This window comes from Micromonospora sp. NPDC006431 (assembly GCF_042870725.1).
In the GTDB taxonomy this organism is placed as follows: domain Bacteria; phylum Actinomycetota; class Actinomycetes; order Mycobacteriales; family Micromonosporaceae; genus Micromonospora.
On the sequence record NZ_JBIAHQ010000012.1, the window covers coordinates 21606 to 39956 of the forward strand.

Consider the following 18351-nt stretch of genomic DNA (forward strand, 5'->3'; position numbering starts at 1 on the left):
CCAGGTCAGAAGAGGGTGTCGGCGGCGGGCCGCGGCCGCAGGGTGGCGACGGTGTGGCGGTAGCGACCCACCAGTGGCCGGACCAGGACGCCGCCCGGCACCCGGGTGACCGCGCCGAACCGGTCCAGCAACGCCACCGCCTCGCTGCGCAGCCGCTCCGGGTCGGCGTGCCACTGGGCGCCGAACGCGGACCTGTACCGGCGCAGGATCTCTGCGACCGCGTCCCGCAGGAAGCTGTCGGTGATGAACGGCAGGCGGCTCTCGCCGGCCGCGTCGTCCGGTTCGTCGCCGGGTGGCGGTGGTGGCCCGGCGTCGTCGAGCAGCACCAGCGTGGCGGTGGGCAGGCCGGAATCGAGCTGGTCGGCCAGCGCGCGGTGCCCGGCCTGCGGGTCGGGCGGGGCGAGCCGGCGGACGCGGCGGCCGTCCGGGTCGAGGGCCCGGTCGGCCATCTCCACGGCGAGCAGTACCGCGGCCTGCGCCACGGAGCCGGTGCCCGGGAACCGCTCGGTGGTGAAACCGGCGGTGTCGACCAGCAGCACGCCCTCGGCGCGCCGTTCCAGCCGCAGCCCGGTCAGCCGGGCCAGGTCGGCGACGAGCGGCGCGCCGCGCAGGTGGTTGGCGATCGCCGGGTCGACGTCGGCGAGGTAGACCACCGGGGACTCCACCAGCGCCCGCCGGGCGAGCTGGGCGGCGTGCCGCCGCTCGGCGTTGCCGCTATGGGCCGCCGACCGGTCCAGCAGCGCCGTCACCGACTCGACGTGCTGCAGCACCCGCGTCGGCCGGAACAGCGCGAACACCACGTCCCGTGCGACGTCGTACAGCGCCTCGCCCGCGCCGGGGTCGCTGGCCCAGGCGGCGCTGGACCCGTCTGCCACCCGCAGCGCGCCCCGCTCCTCCAGCCAGCCGACGGCGTCCACGAACGCCCGCCGGTCCGCGCCCTGGTCCGGATCCAGCCCCAGCCCGGTGATGCGGTTCGCGTCGGCGGCCACCGAGTCGGCCAGCTCGCTGAGGGTGATCTGGATGCCGGCGCGGCCCAGCACCGCCAGGCACAAGGCCAGGTACGCGTACCGCTGGCGGTCGAACGGGCGGCCGGTGCGCGACGTCGCCGGCTGGGTGGGGTCCAGCCGGTCCTTCGCCCGGATCAGCCGGGCCGTGCCGCCGTGCAGCTCCAGCCGGTAGCCGAACGCCTCGGACAGGTCCCGCCGCAGGGTCGCGGCGAACCGCCGTACCCGCGGCAGCGCCCGCTCGTCGGGCCAGGTCGCCGTGATCAGCGGGTGGCGCAGCACCAGCCGGACGGCCCGCTGGTAGTCGGCCAGTTCCAAGTCGTTGACGTCGGCGGCGAAGCGGTGCCGGGTCGGTTCGCTCATGCCGGGACCAGCTCCGGGCGGCGGACCGCGGTGTGGGTCGCGGCGGTCACGGTCAGCGCGTACCCGTCGAGGTGGAGCCGGCCGGCGGCGGTGACGACGGTGGTGAACCGGCCCGGCGTCGGGGTGAGGGTGAGCCGGACGCCGTGCGCGGCCGCGGCCAGCGGCGCCCGCGCGGCGCCGCCGGTCCGGGCGGCGAGGGCGATGTCGAGCAGCCGCAGCAGCACCCCGGTCTGCGCCTCGTCGAGCCGGTGCCCGTCGAGCCCCTCCTCCGCCAGCACGGCCGCCGCGTCGGCGAGTTGGCGCTCCCGGGCGAGCTGGTCCGCGCGCAGCCGGTGCCGGCGGTCCTCGCCGCGGTCGACCCGCGCCGGCCGGCCCCGACCGGTACCGGGTGCGCGGCCGGTGGCCACCAGGGTGCGTGACAGCTCGACCGCCGGCGCTTCCCACCACGACAGGCGGGTCGGGATCGCCTCCGGGTCCGGGTGGGCCACCGCCGCGTGCCGCGGCCCGCCCAGGCCGAACACGACGTCGAAGAGCGCGTGCGCGGCCTCCTGGGATCCGGCCCGGGTGAACCAGGCGGCCAGGTGGCGCAACTGGGACTCGCGGCTCACCCCGCCGCGCCGGGCCTCGGTCACCCGGCGCAGCAGTGCGAGCACGTCACCGATCGCACCGATGGTGGCGTCGGCGAGCCGGTCGGCCTCGCTGGCCTCATCGGGCCCGGGCGGCGCCAGCCACGACCGCAGCCCGCGCCAGCGGCGCCGCCAATCCTCCAGCCGCTCCATCGGTGTGTGGAAGAGCCGCTCGTCGGCCTCGGCCGCCGCCTCGATGAGCCGGTCCAGGCCGGTCGCCTCCACCTCGTGCACCGCCGCCCGCAGCCGTGGCGTGTAGCGCTGCAGCTCGTCGTGGAAGTCCCGCAGGTGGGCCAGCAGGGCGTCCTTGTGGGCGAGGAACACCTCCGGACTCACGTCGTTGGTGCGGCTCAGGTCGCCGAGCATGTGGTAGAAGCGGGCGGCCCGCTCGGCGATGTCGGCCAGCGCCCGGTCGAGGCGGTTGAGCTTGCGGTAGACCTCCTCCGCGTCGCCCGCCTCGTTGGCGGCGGCGAGCGCGGTCAGGTCGGCCAGCAGGTCCGCGAAGACCAGCCGGGACAGGGTGGTGTCGTCCATGGTCGCGGTGAGCACGGTCTCCACCGCCCGGTAGGCCCGGTAGCCGGCCTCGGTGAACTGGTAGACCGAGTGCCGGTTGCGGTATTCGGCGAGGGTCGTCGCGCGGGTGCCGTCCTGGCCCCGGTCGAGCACCCTCCAGTCCACGAGCGCGTCGAGCAGGCGCGGCAGCTCGAGATCGGCCGGATCCGGGCACTCCGGGTTGGTCTGGTGCAGCGCCTCCATCGCCGCGGCCACGTCGGCGGTGGGCAGCATCACGTGGTAGCTGGAGCGTGCCGTCTCGAAGGCGCGCAGCAGCCAGAGGTAAGCGAACCGGTTCTCGGCGGTGACGTAGCCGAACAGGCGCATGCGGTCGTCCAGACCGAACTCGTCCAGGCCGAACGTGTGCCTCGACGGCTTGGCGGTCATCCTCGTCCTTACGGGCGGCGTTCTCCGGGCGGCCGGGCCAGCCTACCCACGCCCTCGGAGACCACCGATGCGCGACCGGCACGTGTCGCCGCTGGGGTGGTCGTAACGGCTGGCGAAACATCCGCTTTGCCGGACCCTACTTCGCCGACGCTCTGCATTAGCGGGCGTAGCCGGGGTGGACGCCAGCGGTGAGCCCCTGCTGGTCGGCGATGCGACCGAGCAGGGCGACAAGCTGCGCGTGTTCGGCCTCGTCGAGGGCCTGGCACAGGTCGCGCTCGTGGGTCCGGGCAACGTGCTGGAGTCGGCGCATCAGGGCCTCCCCGTCCTGGGTGAGGTGCAGGGCGTACTGCCGGCGGTCGACGCTGCTGCGTTCGCGGCGGAGGAGGCCGCGTGATTCCAGGTCGTCAACGAAGGCAACCACGCGGCTCGGCAGCAGCCCCAACTGGGTGGCCAACTGCTGCTGGCTGCTGGCCGGGGCGGCGGCGATCGCGCGGATCAGCCCGGCCTGCGGTGGGGTCAGGCCGAGGTCGGCGATCCGTTCGGCGAACCGGCTGCTGGCGTGGGCGCCCACCTGGGCCAGCAGGAACGCGGCCCCGCCGCGTCGCCGGCCCGGGCGCGTCGCTTCGCCGTCCTGGGTTGCAGTGCTGGGGGACATGGAGATAGCGTACCGGGAGAATCGTTCATGAAGCGAATCATTCGTGTCTGATATCAACGGAGGAAGCTGACATGACCAAGCGTCCGACAGGTCAGAACCCGGATACGCTCGAGCACACCCGGCCGCAGACCCGGCATCTGGGCGGCGCGCCGCTGCTGCCGCCAGCGATCGCGTACGTCGTGCTGGCCCTCGCCGGCATCGTCATGCCATCGGCCGTGGCGGGGGTGGCGCCCTACTCCTCGGACGCCGACCTGATCGACTTCTACACCCACCATGTCGGCGCGGCGCACCTGTCTGCGTTCTTCCTGCTGGCCTCGGCCGTGCCGTTCGTGGTGTTCACCGCCATCGCGTCGCACCGGGTGCGGGCCGCCGGGCTGGACGTGCCGGGTCGGCTGATCGCCCTGGTCGGCGGCACGGTCGCGGCCGCGCTGCTCGCCATGTCCGGGCTGGCCACCCTCGCGTTGACCCAGGCACACGTGGCCGACAGCCCCGTCGCGATCCGCGCGCTCAACGCGCTGGCCTTCGCCACGGGCGGTCCGGGTTTCGTGGTCTTCTCCGGCCTGCTGCTGGCCGGGATCTCGGTGCCCGCGCTCGCCGGACGGCTGGTCCCACGCTGGGTCGGCTGGTTCGGCCTGGTGATCGCGGGCGTGTGCGAGGTGGCCGCCCTCACCGCCGCGATCCCCGCGCTCGATCCGCTCCTTCCGGTCGGCCGGTTCGGCGGCCTGGTGTGGGTGCTCGCCATCGCCCTGACCCTCACCAGGCGGCCGACCGCAGCCCCCAGCGACGCCGTCGAGAGGCAGTGACGATGCGCCCCTCAGCGATCCCCACGGCGGACCCCCTCGCCGGCCTGGCCGGCAAGGTCGCCATGGTCACCGGCGGCTCCCGGGGCATCGGCGCCGCCACCGCCCGCCGACTCGCCTCACACGGGGCGCTGGTCGGCGTCGGCGGCCGTGACCGAGCGGCGATCGACACCGTCGTGGCCCAAATCCGGGCTGACGGAGGCACAGCGGCTCCCGCCCCAGCGGACACCACCGACGCCGACGAACTAGCACGGGCGTACGCGCAGCTGAGCGAGCAGTTCGGTCCGGTCGAGCTGCTGGCCGCCTTCGCCGGCGGGAACGGCCGTCCCCGCCCGACCGAACAGGTCGAACCGGACGAGTGGCGCCGGGTGATTGAGGGTGACCTCACCTCGACGTTCCTCACCGTCCGCGCCGTCCTGCCCGGGATGGTCGAGCGGGGCGGCGGAGCCATCGTCACGATGTCCTCGTCCGCGGGCCGCCAGCCCGGCCAGGCGGCGGCCGCCTACGCTGCCGCGAAGGCCGGCGTGGTGATGCTGTCCAAGCACCTGGCGGCCGAGATGGGCCCGCGCGGCATCCGGGTCAACTGCCTGGCGCCCTCCGCCGTGCTCAACGAGAAGATGGCCACCACCATGACCGACGCGCAGCGTGCGCAGTTGACCAACTCCTTCCCGCTGGGGCGCATCGGCCAGCCGGACGACGTCGCCGCGGCCGCCGCGTTCCTGCTCTCCGACCAGGCGTCATGGATCACCGGCGTGACCCTCGACATCAGTGGCGGCCGGATCATCACCTAGATGGTTGATGCCTTGAGGACTCAGTGGTCGACAAGCGCGTATGACACGGTGAAGGCCGCCGGCATCGACGTCGTGTCGATCGCCAACAACCACGCGCTGGACTACGGGCGGACGGGACTGGCCGACACCGTGGACGCAGCCAGGGCCGTCGGGATGCCCGCGGTCGGGGCGGGCGCCGACGCGGCGGCGGCGTACGCACCGTGGATCACCGAGATACGCGGCACCAGGATCGCTGTCCTCGGCTTCAGCCAGGTCGACGAGCTGTGGTCGGAGTGGAGAGCCACCGACACCCGGGCCGGCATCGCGATGACCCGCGACCTGCCGCGCGCCGTTGCGGCGGTGCGCGCTGCCCGACGCCAGGCCAGCGTGGTCGTCGTCTACGTCCACTGGGGCACCGAGGGCGAGGCATGTCCGCCTGCCGAGGCACGCGAGTTCGCTGCCGAGATGGCCGAGGCGGGTGCCACGATGGTGATCGGCACCCACGCCCACCTACTGCTCGGCGACGGGTGGCTCGGCAAGACCTTCGTCCAGTACGGACTCGGCAACTTCCTGTGGTGGCGTGACGACGCGTACAGCAACGACACGGGGGTGCTGCGGGTGACCCTGGACAATGCGGCGATCTCGAAGACAGAACTGGTGCCCGCGGCGATCTCCCGACGCACCGGTCGACCCGAACTCGCCAGCGGGGAGGACGCGGCCCGGATCCGCCGGGAGTACGCCGACCTGCGCGCCTGCACCGGACTCGCCGCGAGCCCCGCCCCATTGGGTGGCGGCCGTGCTCCGGGCGGCAGGTCAGCGACGCGGACACCGGGAGCAGGGCCGTCGTGGTCGGCGCGGAGCAGGCAACGCCGGCCGGCGTAAGCGCGACAGGCGTAGGATCTGCCGCTGTAGTTCTTCAACAGCTGCCCGATGATCGACGAGCCGCCAATTCGTAGGTTTGGCACAGCCGCCTGGTAGCTTCCGACCGGCGCCGAGAGGCCGGGGCGGTGGCCATCGGCGGCGGTCAGCCGGCAGGCGAGGACGCGCACCTGTGTGACCGCTGGCAAGAGAGGCGGGTGTGCGTTTGTGGACAAGCGGTCCTGGGTCGCGGGGACTCGCGTGATCGGGCGTTTTGTCGTGCCGGCTCTGTTCGCGACGCTGTTCGCCGCTCCGCTGTGGTTGATGGTGGTTGGCTCACTGCGACCGGCCGGCCTGCCCCCGCCGCGCACGCTCGAACTGTTTCCGCCCGAGCCGACGTTGGCCGCCTATGCTCGGCTGCCCAGGCTGATACCCCTGTTCACCTACCTGGCGAACTCGGCGCTGGTCGTCGCGCTTGCCGTGCCGTTGACCGTCCTCGTGGCCTCGCTGACCGGCTTCGGTCTCCGGTTGCTCACGCCGGCAGCCCGGCGGAGGGTGGTTTTCGGTCTGCTGGTGGTACTTCTCGTGCCGGTTACCGGGGTGTGGGCGACCCGCTTCGAACTGTTCCGGCTGGCCGGCGTGGTCGACACCTATGTCCCGCTGCTGGCCCCGGCGGTGCTCGCCGGCAGCCCGTTTCTTGTGCTGCTGTATGCCTGGAGTTTCGGCGGCATACCGGATACCCAGCTGGCGGCGGCTCGGCTGGAAGGCGCCGGGTGGCTGACAGTCTGGCGCCGGGTGGCCCTGCCCCAGGTACGTCCGGCGACCATGGCGGTGGCGGTCCTCGCCTTCACCTTCCACTGGTCGAACTTCATCGACCCGCTGCTGTACCTGCACAACGGTGACCGCTACACCTATCCGTTGGGTTTGCAGTTCCTGCGTCTGCTGAATCCCACCGACTGGCCGCTGTTGATGGCTGGCTGCGTGATCGCGACCGTGCCGTGCGCGGCGGTGTTCCTGCTGGCCCAACGGATCCTGTTGAACGACAACCCGTTGACGGCATTGAGATCTGGAGGTCGCCGATGACTGGCGGTGTACGACGGTGGGTGGCGCTCGCCACCGCGGCCCTGATGGTCGGCTCGGGCGCCGGCTGCGGTGGCGCCCGTGGCACGGACGACGCGGCAGGCGTCAGCGTGGTGTTGGCGGGCAACGCCGAGGAGATAGCCGGCTACCGAAGCCTGGTCGCCGCCTTCGAGAAGACCGATCCCGGCATCGATGTCACGCTCTCCCCGGTCGCCACGCAGGACGAACTGATGGCTCGGTTGACCACGTCGTTTGCGGGCGGGAATCCCCCCGATGTCTTTCTGTTGAACTACCGCCGTTACGGCCAGTTCGCGGCGCAGAAAGCGATCGAGCCCGTTCAGTCCTACCTGGACGGTAGCAAGGTGCTGAAGGAAAAGGACTTCAGCCCGCGAGCGCGGGAGGCCTTCCGCTTCGACGGGGAGACGTTGACCTGCCTCCCGCAGAACATGTCTTCGCTGGTCGTCTACTACAACGCGGACCTGTTCGCCAAGGCGGGCGTGCCGCTGCCGCAGGCGGGTTGGAGCTGGGCGGACTTCCTGTCGGCGGCGCAGGCATTGACCGGCGACGGTGTGTACGGTGTCGGGGTGGCGCCGTCGATCGCCCGGGTCGCGCCGTTCGTGTGGTCCAACGGTGGTGAACTCGTCGACGACACGGACCAGCCCGCCGCGCTGACCCTCACCCGCAACACGGCCACGCGCAAGGCCCTCGACTGGTTCCTCGACCTCCAACTGGTGCACCATGTGGTGCCACCGGACGCCGAGGAGCAGAGCGAATCAAGCGAGGCACGGTTCCTGCGCGGCGGCTTGGGCATGTACCTGAACAGTCGGGTGGCGGTGCCGACACTGCGCACCATCAAGGGCTTCGAGTGGGATGCGGCGTCACTGCCGGTGGCGCCAGGAGGGGTACCGGCCTCGATCCTGCACAGCGACGCCTACTGCATGGGCGCGGGCCGGTCAGACCACGGTGCCGCCTGGCGATTCATTGAGTTCGCCATGGGGGTGCAGGGTCAGGAGATTCTCGCCGAGTCGGGCCGTACGGTGCCCTCCCGCCTCGACGTCGCCAACTCCCCCGCGTTTCTCGCCGCGGATCGGCCCCCACGCTCGTCGGGTGTCTTCCTGGACGCCGAGCCGCACCTGCGCAGCACACCACGCACTGCCACCTGGGCTCGGGTGGAGCGGGAGGCCGACAAACTTTTCGAAGAGGTGTTCTACGGACGGGTTGGGCGGGAGGAAGGACTGCGTCAACTGGAGGAGCAGATCCGGCCACTGTTCACCCTTGAGGTGGGAACCGGCCGGTGAGCATCGAGCACCACGCGATCCGGCTGGAGTCACTGGCCAAGTCGTACGGAAAGGTCACCGCCCTCGACGGCGTCGACCTGGAGGTTCGGGTAGGTGAGCTGGTGACCCTGGTCGGACCGTCGGGCTCGGGCAAGTCGACCATCCTGCGCCTGATCGCCGGACTGGAGCGGCCTGACGGCGGCCGGATTGTCGTCAACGGTCAGGATGTCGCTGCCCTCCCGCCGCACCGACGCGCGGTGGCGATGGTTTTCCAGGATTACGCGCTCTACCCGCACCTGACCGTGCGCGGCAATCTGCTCTTCGGACTGCGGGTGCGCCGGGTCCGACGCGGCGAGGCCGAACAGCGGGCGCAGCAGGCCGCCGAGCGTCTGGGCATCGCGGACCTGCTCGACCGCTACCCCGACCAGATGTCCGGCGGGCAGCGTCAGCGGGTCGCCCTGGCCCGGGCTGTCCTGCGCGATCCCCGCGTCTACCTGTTCGACGAGCCGATGGCCAGCCTGGACGCTCCGCTGCGCTTCGCCACCCGCGCCGACCTGCTGGCCCTGCACCGCGAGCTCGGCACCGCGACGATCTACGTCACGCACGACCAGGCGGAGGCGATGACGCTCGGCGACCGGGTGGCGGTGCTGCACGGCGGGCAGGTGCGCCAGGTCGGCAGGCCGCAGGAGGTTTACGACCGGCCGGCCGACACCTTCGTCGCCGGTTTCCTCGGTAGTCCACCGATGAATCTGGTCCCCGGTGGGGGCGTGCTGGGCGGCACGGCCGATGTGACGATCGGCGTACGGCCGGAGGATCTGGCTCTCGATGCCGACGGACCGTTGAAAGCCGCGGTCGAGGCGGTGGAGGCGCTCGGCAGCGAGGCGATCGTGCTCACGCGGGTTGCGGACGGTACCCGGTTGGCGGTACGAACCGGGCCGCGGCCGGGTGTGCGGCCGGGTGATCGGGTACGGCTTCGCCCTGACCCGAGCCGGATCCACCGCTTCGATGCCGACAATGGGCGGCGCCGGTGAAGACTGGCCGGGCCAGGCGTCCCCTCACCGCCTGGGCGTTTCTCGCACCGTACGCCGCTGCGGTCGTGTTGCTGATCGCGGTTCCCGCCCTGCTCAATGTGGGCTACGCCTTCACCGACCACACCGGGCTCACCCGCGATCCACAGTTCGTGGGCCTGGCCAACGTCCGTCGTCTGCTCTCCGACGGCTTCCTGCTCGACAGTCTGCAGGCGTCGCTGTTCCACGTGGCGCTGGCGGTACCGGTCCGGCTGCTCGCCGCCGTGGGGCTCGGGCTGCTACTGGCCGCACCGCGCCCGGGTGGTCGGTTGTTCCGGGCCGCTGTCTACCTGCCGACGGTCATCCCGGACGTGGCGCTGGCGGTGCTGTTCCTCTGGGTGCTCAACCCGATGTACGGCCCGCTGAACCAACTCCTCGGACTATTCGGCCACCCCGGCTACACCTGGCTGGCCGATCCGACCACCGCGCGGATCGGGGTCGTCCTCATGCTGGCGTTCCCGATCGGGGAGGGCTTCATCGTGGTCCTCGCCGCCCGCCGACTCCTGGACGGCCGGCTGTACGAGGCCGCGGCGCTGGAAGGCTGCGGCCCGATCGGTCAACTTCGGCGGCTCACGCTGCCGCTGCTCGCGCCGGTACTGGTGCTACTCGCGGTGCGTGACACGATCCTCACCCTGCAGGTCAACTTCGTTCCGGCGTACGTCCTTACCGACGGTCGGCCCGCCAACGCCACGCTGTACCTGCCGGTGTACATATTCGACCAGGTCTTCGAGTTCTCCGGGTTCGCCTACGGTTCGCTCATCACGATCATGCTCATGGCGGTCACCGGCGTCATCATCACCCTGCAACTGCTGATGGTGCGACGCTGGCGCGTACTGCGCTGAGCGTGACATCCTGCTTCGGTGAGAGTCCGGGTGGTTGCCCTCGTCGTCGCGGTCGCGTCGCTCGCCGGCTGCGGCGGCGGCACGGACTCACACCGCGGCGCCGATCCCGGCCGGGCGATGCTCGCGAACCTGCCCAGCTGCGACCGGGTGCCGCTCGACGAAGACCCTGAGATCAGCGCCGACGTCACCGGGCTGGTGCTGCCCGACGGTGCGCGGGTCACCTCGGTGGTCGAGCAGGGCGTGCTGACAACGGTTGAAGCCACCGTCCGGATGACCCCACTGGACGTACGCGGGCACTACGAAAACCGCGACGACATCGACCTGCTGCGCGCCGAGGACGAGACGTTCGAGGCTGAGGTGCTGATCCGCACGCCGCAGCGGCGGATGTACCTGCGGGCCGGCGCGCTCTGCGCGGACGGCACGAGCCTGACCGCGGTGGTGGGCCCGGACTCCGACGACGCGGGGCTTCCGCAGTTCCACACCGACTAGGCACCGGACCGGCTCAACAGCTGTCCTAACCCGACAGTACGAATCCCATCAGCTGCTTGGTGACGTTTGCCGCCACCGTGTCTAAGGTGCGTACGGACGACCGGTCATCCCGGTCGCATCCGACGGACAGGGAGAGATCCTGTATGAATCGAACCCTCCTGCGAGGTCGTCGCGGCCTCACGGTGGCAGCAGGCCTGGCGCTGCTCACCGCGGTCGCGCTGACGGCATCCCTCACGTCCGCCAACGGCCAGGAATCGTTGGCCACGAGCACGCCGACGGGGCCGATGGAGCTGCCCGATGAATGGATGACCGCCCAACGGCTCAGCGACGGCAGCACAGAGCTGTCCACGGCCAAGTACGCCAAGGCACGCGGTGAGGCAAACCAGCTCGCCGCGCACACCCGCAGCGTCTACCGCAACCTGGCCGACCGGAACTGGAACTTCTTCGGCCCGACCAACATCGGCGGTCGGGTGGTCGACATCGCGGTGGACCCCCAGGTCGAGGACCAGATCTTCATCGCCGCCGCCTCGGGAGGCATCTGGAAGTCCAGCGACGCCGGTGCGACGTTCACCGCCGCGTGGCCGGGCAACTCCGGCCAAAGCATGGGCGCGGTCGCCATGACCAGCAACGGTGTGCTCTTCGCCGGCACCGGTGAGCCGCAGCCGGGCGGCGGCTCGATCACCTTCGGCGGCGACGGCATCTACCGCTCTCAGGACCGAGGTGCGACGTGGCAGCACGTCGGCCTGAAGGACAGCCACGCCATCGCCCGCTTCGCCATCGACCCGAGCAACGAAGAGCGGATCTTCGCCGCGGCGACCGGCAACCTGTTCGTCCCCGGCGGCGAGCGGGGCGTCTATCTTTCAGAAAACGGCGGCGGCACCTGGCGCCAGGTCCTCGCCGCGCCGAACGACACCACCGGCGCGACCGAGGTGGTCATCGACCCGAGCAACCCGGCTCGCATGTATGCGGCGATGTGGGACCACCGTCGCGAGCCGCACCAGCGCACCTACGGCGGCCCCGGCTCCAGCATCTGGCGTTCCGACGACGCCGGCCAGACCTGGCAGCGGATGACCAACGGCCTGCCGACCGACGCCGACCAGGGCCGATGGGGGCTGGCGGTCGCCCCGAGCAACCCGCACCGCCTGTACGCGTACGTCGGCACGGCCCTCGGCCCGTTCCGCGCGTTCTACCGCTCGGACGACGGCGGCGACACCTGGACACAGACCCCGGTCACCGCCAACCAGGCATCCCAGTCCACCTTCAGCTGGTGGTTCGGCAAGCTCTTCGTCGACCCGAAGGATCACAACCACCTCTTCCTCACCGGGGTCAACCTGATGCGCTCGACCAACGGCGCGCAGAGCTTCTCCTCCGTCGGCGGCCCGCACGCCGACCAGCACGTGCTGCGGTGGGACCCGAAGACGCCCAACCGTGCCTACCTGGGCAACGACGGCGGCTTCTACCGGTCCGACAACAACGGCGCGAGCGGATGGGTGAAGTCGACCCACGAGCCGTACACCCAGTTCTACACCGTGGATGTCGCGGAGACCGACCCCGTGCTGAAGGTCGGCGGCGCCCAGGACAACGGCTGCAACCGCGGCTACAACGGTCCGGGTGGCGCGTGGAACGCCATCGGCTGTGGCGACGGCCTCCAGGTGATCATCCACCCCGAGAACCCGAACATCGTCTTCGGGTGCAGCCAGTACGGCGCCTGCTACCGGTCGGAGAACGCGGGTGGGACGCCTCGCCAGAGCATCAGCACCGGCCAGACGGTGTCGCAGCGGCGCAACTGGCTGACGCCACTGCAGTTCGACCCGAGCGACCCCAACGTCATGTACTACGCCGGGAACATCGTCAACCGGTCGACGGACAACGGTCGTACGTGGAAGGCGATCAGCCCGGACCTCACCGGTGGCGGCCCCAACGACCCGTCCGGCTACCCGTGGGGCACCGTCAGCACGCTCGCCGCCGCCCCGACCGACGGTGACAAGCTCTACGTCGGCACCGACGACGGCCGGCTGTGGTGGACCGACGACCTCGGGCAGAACTGGAACCGGGTCGATCAGGCGCAACTGCCGGGCACGTGGGTGACCCGGGTTGCGGTGCACCCGAAGGACAAGAACATCGCCTACGCCACGTTCTCCGGCTTCCGCTCCGGCAGCGACCGCCCGCACGTCATGGTCACTGCCGACGGGGGACGCACCTGGACGGACATCGGCCGCGGCCTGCCCGACGCGCCGGTGAACTCCGTGGTACCGACCTCGGACGGGCTGCTGCTGGTCGGAACCGATGTCGGGGTGTACGTCTCCGGTTGGAACGGCGGCGAGTGGGCCTCCCTCGGCGCGGATCTGCCGAACGCGGCCGTGATGTACATGCGCTACCACGAGCCGACCCGCCAGTTGAGTGTCGCCTCGTTCGGTCGGGGCATCTACGACCTCGCGGTGCCCCGGTGCCCCGCGGCCTCGACCAAGCTTCCCTTGCGCGCGCCGGGCGTCGGCGTTGTGGGGGCGCTCGCCTCGTGCCGAGCGGGATAACGGTCCAGATGTAGTCGGGGCGGGGATCTGGAGGCTTGCCTCCAGATCCCCGCCCTCATTGTTGCTGCCGTTCACCGACGGGAGCCCAGGCCGCCCCGCCGACGCGGTGCGACGCGAGCACATCTGCTGCCTCGACGTGGGTGCTACGAGCCGCGGCGCCGTCCGCCACCGGCACCCACCGGTTCGATCACCTGCCAGAACTCCTTCGACAGCTGGGCCATCGCGTTCTCGAACTCCTCACGGGAAACAGCCTCACGCAGCGTGGTGAGCACCGCGGGGACGACGGCACCGGCGAGCGCACGGTCGACGTCCGGGCGGTCCCCCACCCGCCGCAGGAACTCTTCGAATCCGAACGACGTGGCCCGTTCCCGTCCAAGCGGTCTGCTCAGGTGATCGGCCAGCTCGTCCGGAAGCTGATAGGCAATGTCCTCAGCCTGGCCGGCGCTGATCCGATCTGCCAATATCTCCAACGTCGCGCCGGTGAGTGTCGCCGCCTGATCGGTCGACACCTTTGCCCGCGTGGCCACGGCGTTGATGAAATCCTGGTATTCCACCTGATCTCCTCTCCGGCCGGATCGCCGTCGAACCGCCCATTGCGAGCCTTTGACCCCAATGCGCCGCAGCGCCTTGCCAACAGCCTCCTGCGCCGGTGGGTGACCCTGCCTCATCCCCATCGGGTGAATCACCAAGGCGCGCTGCGGCGGGTCAGCGGCGCAGCCGGCGGGCGCAGGGGCCGTCGTGGTCGGCGCGGAGCAGGCAGCGCCGGCCACCGGGCATGAGCAGGTCGCAGAAGACACGATGGCGTACGTTCTGGTCGTCCTCGGCGGAGACGGTGGTCTCCCCCGCGTCGGTCTGCGGCAGGACGATCAGCCAGCGGCCGACCACCCGGGCCAGGCGCTGCGCGGCGGCCAGGTCGGTGGCGACAACCGGCAGGTGGATGACGTACCGCTGGGTCACCGCTCGTGTCCCCGGGCGTCGCGGGCGCGTGCCTGGTCCGACTGCCAGCGGCGCAGGGCGTCCTTGATGACGGCGGTCTCCCGGCGGCTGGCGGCCAGGGCGGCGTAGACGGCGGCCATGTCGCCGGCGACCCGGTCGAGGAACGCGTATACGTCGTCGGGGTTCAGGCCGCGGCGTCCGAGCCCGACCGGCTTGAAGCGGCGCTCGCGCACCTGCCACGGCGGCAGACTGGTGTACGCGTTGGAGCGGTAGGTCGCTCCGCTCCCCCGGGCCGGTCGCTGGTTGCGGACGGTCATTCCGCAGTCTCCCTCGCTCGTCGTGGGTGGATGGGGTGGGGCCACCCGCCCTCCCCGCACAGGCGGACCCACCCCGGGCCCTGCCACCGCAGCTCCACTCAGCGGTACGGCAACACGGCTCTTGTGGTCAGCTTGTGACACCGGAAAGCACCAGCGCAACGTTCCACAGCGGATTTCTCGCCAGATGTATTGACTTTCTTTACTGAAACCTGTATGTGTTGCAGAGCGGCGTCACGCAGTGTTGCAGGACGAAATCTAGGAGTGTTCGGATGGCCGAGGAGATCGGATCGACCGTGCCGCGCCGGCAGCTCGGCCGGCTGCTGCGCCAGTACCGCACCGAGGCCGGCGTGACCCTGGACGCCGCGGCCGAGGCCCTCGAATACAGCCGGCAGAAGATCTGGCGCATCGAGTGCGGCCTGGGCGCCGTCCGGGTGCTCGACGTCAAGGCGATGTGCGAGCTGTACGGAGTCTCGGAAGAGATGACCGAGGCGATGAAGGGCCTGGCCACCGAGACGAAGTCGAAGGGCTGGTGGCACGCGTACGGGGACGCGGTGCCGAGCTGGTTCGAGCTGTACGTCGGCCTGGAATCCGCCGCCGCCAAACTTCGCCAGTACCAGGAGACCGTCATTCCGGGCCTGCTGCAGACCCGGGAGTACATTCAGGCGTTGGCGCGCATCGATCAGCCCGCGGCGACCGACGAGGAGCGCGAGCACTCCGTCCAGGTACGCCTGCAGCGGCAAAACTTGCTGACCCGCCGGTTGCCGCAACCGCCCAGGCTGGACGCGGTCATCTCTGAGGCAGTGCTGCGGCGCAGAGTGGGCGGACGGGCCATCATGATCGGCCAACTCAACGGCCTCCTCGAAGCCTCCGAGCGGCGCAACGCCTCAGTGCGGGTGGTGCCACTCGCCGCCGGGCCGCACCTCGGTGCCGTCGCCGGGTCCTTCGTCATCCTCGACTTTCCGATCGCCAAGGGAGGCCGAGCGGCGCCAGAGCCATCAGTCGTCTACAGCGAGTCGCTCACCGGTGCGCTTTACCTCGACAAGCCTGCTGAGCTGCGGGCCTACGAGGGGGCCTTTGCGAGCGTGGCTCAGCTCGCGCAAAGTGAGGCAGAATCGAGGGACACGATCAAGCGGATCATCGGGGAGCTGCGGCATGACTGACCTGACCGGCGCCGTCTGGCGCAAGAGCACCCGCAGCGGCGGCAACGGCGGCGAGTGCGTCGAGGTCGCCACGAACATCTCCGGCATCGTCGCCGTACGTGATTCCAAAGACCAGCTTGGCGCGCAGCTAAGGTTCGTACCGACGGCGTGGGTCAGCTTCGTGCAGCGGATCAACGGTGGCGGCTTCGTGGACAGCCCGACGCGATAGCGGGAAGCAGCTCGACTACCAGCAGAGCCAGCCGTGGAAGACTGCTCCAGGTGAACGACCTGACGACTCGCGTGCGGGCTTCGCCGAGGAACGCGACTGGCAGCAGTTCCACACGCCGAAGAACCTCACCATGGCCCTCGCCGGCGAGGTCGGTGAACTCCTCGCCGAGTTCCAGTGGCTCACTCCCGAGCAGGCCGCCGCGGTGATGGACGATCCCGAGGCTTGCGCGCGTGTCCGGTCGGAGATCTGAGGATCACGGCACCGCCGGATCAGGGTGCTCGGCCCGGGCTCGATCCGACGCATCCTCCGCGATGAGGTTGTTGTCCGCCAGGAATGCGATCGCTCGCCGGAGGGCACGCGCGTTGCGGAAGTCCTGCCACACCGACACCAGGTGCGGGTACTCCTCATACAGTTCGTTCCGGAAGCGCCGGAAGGCGCCCCTGCCGTCGATCGCTCGATGCAGTCGTCGGCTGGCGCGCTCGTCGCTGAGCAGGTCCGCGAAGTCGACCATGTCCTCGTACCACACGTAGGACGGCAACGAGTCGATGGACACCACATCGAGTTCGTCGAGGTCGACGGGTGTCTTACCGTCGATGCCGCCATCGGCGGTCCAGAACATCACCTCTCCGGTTGCCGGGTCGATCAGCCACCGGTGCTCGTACGCGCTCTGGTCCTCCAGCGCAGTAGCGATCTCCTCGAGGTCGAAGTCGTGTGGATCGCGCATCCGTTCCGCCTTCGCCGGCCGTGGCAGCTCTCAAGCCACCGAGAATACGCCGCGGACCACGCTTGGGCGGATCACGTCGTTGGTTCCCTACACCCAGGCTCGCGCCGTTGAGCACGTCCCGGAGGGAGGCCGGTTTACGGCCGGTCAGTTCGGTGACCGCGTCGGAGGTCGCTGCTCAGCGGCCCTGGCGGATGGACTCGAACATGCTCGTGTCCTTCGGGCACCGGCGCGGGCGGGCCGGCGACGAGCCTGGTCGCCGACTCGCCCTCGTCGGAGCTAGAGAGGGAATTGATCTGGTATGTCCGCGTACGCTTGGCGGGTGGAGATCAGAACCGGACGGTTGCGACTCGGCCCGGACGAGGGGCGCATGCTGCTGCGGACCCGCCGCGCGGGGATCGGCTCGACCGTCGGGCACGACCTGGCCATCGAGGTGACCGACTGGTCGGTGGAGTTGGATGTTCCGGAGACTGGACCGGCGGATGCCACCGCGACGGCCCACGTCGGGTTGGGATCGCTGGCCGTGCGGCAGGGCACCGGCGGTGCGCGACCGCTGACTGACAAGGATCGGGGCGAGATCGAGAACAACGCCCGGCGGACGCTGGACGTGGATCGCCATCCGACGGCCACCTTCGAGTCCAGCCGCGTTGTCGTCGGCGACGACCATGCCACGATCAGCGGAACCCTCACGCTGCATGGGGCCGCCGGCCCGATCGACATCGAAGTGCGTGAGGTGACGCCCGACCGGTACCGCGCCGCCACGGTGGTGACGCAGTCGGCGTACGGAATCAAGCCGTACTCGGCGTTTCTCGGCGCGCTCAGGGTCCGTGACGACGTCGAGGTGGAAATCGAGGTCGACCTCGGAGGTTGACCTGCGGTAGACCGCACGTACGGCCCGTGGTCCGCTCGGGCGCAGTGCTCGTGTACGAGGGCAGTCATCTCACCACGCTGTCGCGCTACCGAACTGCTGCAGCTCCTCGGGTCGCCGCTTGCCCCCGCAACGTTCAGGTCTTTGTCGGTGCGTGAGAAGCGGGTACCGGAGGCGGTCCATGGCTGACGGGCTGGAACTGGCGATCTTGATCGGGCTGCAGGCATCGGGGAAGACCGCGTTCTGCCGGCGGCTGTTGGCCGACACCCATCTGGTGGTCAGCAAGGACGCTTTCCCGAATGCCCGCCATCGTCAGCGCCGCCAGATGCGTCTGGTCGATGAGGCGCTGGCCGCGGGGCGTTGTGTCGTGGTGGACAACACCAATCCCTCACCGCAGGAGTGGCAACCGCTGATCGAGGCCGCTCGCGTCCACGGTGCAAGGACGGTCGGGTACTGGTTCCGGCCCGATCTGCCTGCGGCGCTCGACCGCAACGCCGCCCGTGAGGATCGAGCTCGGGTGCCGGACGTCGGGGTGTATGACACGCTCAAGCGGCTGCGACGCCCTCGGCAGGTCGATGGATTCGACCTGCTGTACGAGGTCCGGATCGCCGGCAGGGGCGGGTTCCGGATCGAGCCGATGGAAGGCTGACTGAAAAGTGAGGAGTTCAAGTAGCGGCAGGTCCCGGGAGTACTTCCATTCGCTGAGCGTGCTATCCGGCGCCTGGACTGTGATCAGGGTCGCCGGGCACCAGCACCATGATCAGGCCGTACACACGCAGGGCAGGCCGACCCGGCAGGCGCCGGCGACAGGGTCCGCCAGGCAGACCAGCGAGGGCGGAT

Annotated in this window: 20 protein-coding genes and 1 pseudogene; 14 read left to right on the forward strand and 7 right to left on the reverse strand. The window is 70.5% G+C overall.

Annotated elements, in window-relative coordinates:
- Positions 1–5: 5 nt before the first annotated feature.
- The 3 genes from ACFYM6_RS21050 to ACFYM6_RS21060 all read right to left on the reverse strand — a co-directional run bounded on the left by ACFYM6_RS21050 (position 6) and on the right by ACFYM6_RS21060 (position 3587).
- Positions 6–1367, reverse strand: a complete 1362-nt coding sequence (locus ACFYM6_RS21050; RefSeq protein ID WP_387277833.1) for a TIGR02678 family protein — start codon at positions 1365–1367, stop codon at positions 6–8.
- On the reverse strand, positions 1364–2932 hold the full coding sequence (locus ACFYM6_RS21055; RefSeq protein ID WP_387277835.1) for a TIGR02677 family protein: 1569 nt from the start codon (positions 2930–2932) through the stop codon (positions 1364–1366). The genes ACFYM6_RS21050 and ACFYM6_RS21055 overlap by 4 nt, the downstream gene beginning before the upstream one ends.
- A 157-nt stretch (positions 2933–3089) precedes the next feature.
- Positions 3090–3587 carry a MarR family winged helix-turn-helix transcriptional regulator gene (locus ACFYM6_RS21060; protein ID WP_387277836.1) on the reverse strand — a complete coding sequence of 166 codons (498 nt, stop codon included), beginning with the start codon at positions 3585–3587 and terminating at the stop codon, positions 3090–3092.
- A gap of 71 nt (positions 3588–3658) precedes the next feature.
- Between ACFYM6_RS21060 and ACFYM6_RS21065 the strand changes: the two genes are divergently transcribed.
- The 9 genes from ACFYM6_RS21065 (at position 3659) to ACFYM6_RS21105 (ending at position 13301) form a co-directional block, all read left to right on the forward strand.
- On the forward strand, positions 3659–4390 hold the full coding sequence (locus ACFYM6_RS21065; RefSeq protein ID WP_387277838.1) for a DUF4386 domain-containing protein: 732 nt from the start codon (positions 3659–3661) through the stop codon (positions 4388–4390).
- A gap of 2 nt (positions 4391–4392) precedes the next feature.
- Positions 4393–5178 carry an SDR family NAD(P)-dependent oxidoreductase gene (locus tag ACFYM6_RS21070; protein ID WP_387277840.1) on the forward strand — a complete coding sequence of 262 codons (786 nt, stop codon included), beginning with the start codon at positions 4393–4395 and terminating at the stop codon, positions 5176–5178.
- Positions 5179–6039 (forward strand): CapA family protein, encoded by an 861-nt coding sequence (locus ACFYM6_RS21075; protein WP_387277842.1) that lies wholly within the window; start codon positions 5179–5181, stop codon positions 6037–6039. It abuts the gene before it with no gap.
- A 204-nt stretch (positions 6040–6243) separates the two neighbouring features.
- Entirely contained in the window at positions 6244–7098 is an 855-nt protein-coding gene (locus ACFYM6_RS21080; RefSeq protein WP_387277843.1) for a carbohydrate ABC transporter permease, read from the forward strand.
- A 20-nt stretch (positions 7099–7118) separates the two neighbouring features.
- Positions 7119–8393 carry an ABC transporter substrate-binding protein gene (locus tag ACFYM6_RS21085; RefSeq protein ID WP_387277845.1) on the forward strand — a complete coding sequence of 425 codons (1275 nt, stop codon included), beginning with the start codon at positions 7119–7121 and terminating at the stop codon, positions 8391–8393.
- Positions 8390–9403, forward strand: coding sequence for an ABC transporter ATP-binding protein (locus ACFYM6_RS21090; protein WP_387277847.1), 1014 nt, complete (start codon positions 8390–8392; stop codon positions 9401–9403). The genes ACFYM6_RS21085 and ACFYM6_RS21090 overlap by 4 nt, the downstream gene beginning before the upstream one ends.
- Positions 9404–9468: 65 nt before the next feature.
- Positions 9469–10281, forward strand: coding sequence for a carbohydrate ABC transporter permease (locus ACFYM6_RS21095; protein WP_387277849.1), 813 nt, complete (start codon positions 9469–9471; stop codon positions 10279–10281).
- Positions 10282–10299: 18 nt separating this feature from the next.
- Complete coding sequence (locus ACFYM6_RS21100) at positions 10300–10770, forward strand: hypothetical protein (RefSeq protein WP_387277850.1); 471 nt, start codon at positions 10300–10302, stop codon at positions 10768–10770.
- A gap of 143 nt (positions 10771–10913) precedes the next feature.
- A complete protein-coding gene (locus tag ACFYM6_RS21105; protein WP_387277852.1) occupies positions 10914–13301 on the forward strand; it encodes a WD40/YVTN/BNR-like repeat-containing protein in 2388 nt (795 codons plus the stop codon).
- A gap of 143 nt (positions 13302–13444) precedes the next feature.
- Here ACFYM6_RS21105 and ACFYM6_RS21110 read toward each other — a convergent pair whose 3' ends face one another.
- The 3 genes from ACFYM6_RS21110 to ACFYM6_RS21120 form a co-directional block, all read right to left on the reverse strand.
- Complete coding sequence (locus ACFYM6_RS21110) at positions 13445–13855, reverse strand: DUF2267 domain-containing protein (protein ID WP_387277854.1); 411 nt, start codon at positions 13853–13855, stop codon at positions 13445–13447.
- Positions 13856–14006: 151 nt separating this feature from the next.
- Positions 14007–14258 carry a hypothetical protein gene (locus ACFYM6_RS21115; protein ID WP_387277856.1) on the reverse strand — a complete coding sequence of 84 codons (252 nt, stop codon included), beginning with the start codon at positions 14256–14258 and terminating at the stop codon, positions 14007–14009.
- Positions 14255–14554, reverse strand: a complete 300-nt coding sequence (locus ACFYM6_RS21120) for a DivIVA domain-containing protein (protein ID WP_387277858.1) — start codon at positions 14552–14554, stop codon at positions 14255–14257. Before ACFYM6_RS21120 ends, ACFYM6_RS21115 begins: the two co-directional genes overlap by 4 nt.
- Before the next feature lie 269 nt (positions 14555–14823).
- Here ACFYM6_RS21120 and ACFYM6_RS21125 point away from each other — a divergent pair, with 269 nt between their 5' ends.
- The 3 genes and pseudogenes from ACFYM6_RS21125 to ACFYM6_RS21135 all read left to right on the forward strand — a co-directional run.
- Positions 14824–15714 carry a helix-turn-helix domain-containing protein gene (locus ACFYM6_RS21125; protein ID WP_387277860.1) on the forward strand — a complete coding sequence of 297 codons (891 nt, stop codon included), beginning with the start codon at positions 14824–14826 and terminating at the stop codon, positions 15712–15714.
- Complete coding sequence (locus ACFYM6_RS21130) at positions 15707–15922, forward strand: DUF397 domain-containing protein (protein ID WP_387277862.1); 216 nt, start codon at positions 15707–15709, stop codon at positions 15920–15922. Before ACFYM6_RS21125 ends, ACFYM6_RS21130 begins: the two co-directional genes overlap by 8 nt.
- A gap of 50 nt (positions 15923–15972) precedes the next feature.
- Positions 15973–16169: pseudogene (locus ACFYM6_RS21135) on the forward strand (nucleotide pyrophosphohydrolase); the annotation flags it as partial.
- A 6-nt stretch (positions 16170–16175) separates the two neighbouring features.
- Here ACFYM6_RS21135 and ACFYM6_RS21140 read toward each other — a convergent pair.
- Positions 16176–16646: a UPF0158 family protein gene (locus ACFYM6_RS21140; RefSeq protein WP_387277864.1), complete on the reverse strand. Its 471-nt coding sequence runs from the start codon at positions 16644–16646 to the stop codon at positions 16176–16178.
- Positions 16647–16965: 319 nt separating this feature from the next.
- On the opposite strand from ACFYM6_RS21140, the gene ACFYM6_RS21145 reads away from it, so the two are divergent.
- Together ACFYM6_RS21145 and ACFYM6_RS21150 are read left to right on the forward strand one after the other, a co-directional pair.
- Positions 16966–17514 (forward strand): YceI family protein, encoded by a 549-nt coding sequence (locus ACFYM6_RS21145; RefSeq protein WP_387277866.1) that lies wholly within the window; start codon positions 16966–16968, stop codon positions 17512–17514.
- 178 nt (positions 17515–17692) lie between these two features.
- Positions 17693–18160 (forward strand): AAA family ATPase, encoded by a 468-nt coding sequence (locus ACFYM6_RS21150; RefSeq protein WP_387277868.1) that lies wholly within the window; start codon positions 17693–17695, stop codon positions 18158–18160.
- Positions 18161–18351 lie beyond the last annotated feature (191 nt).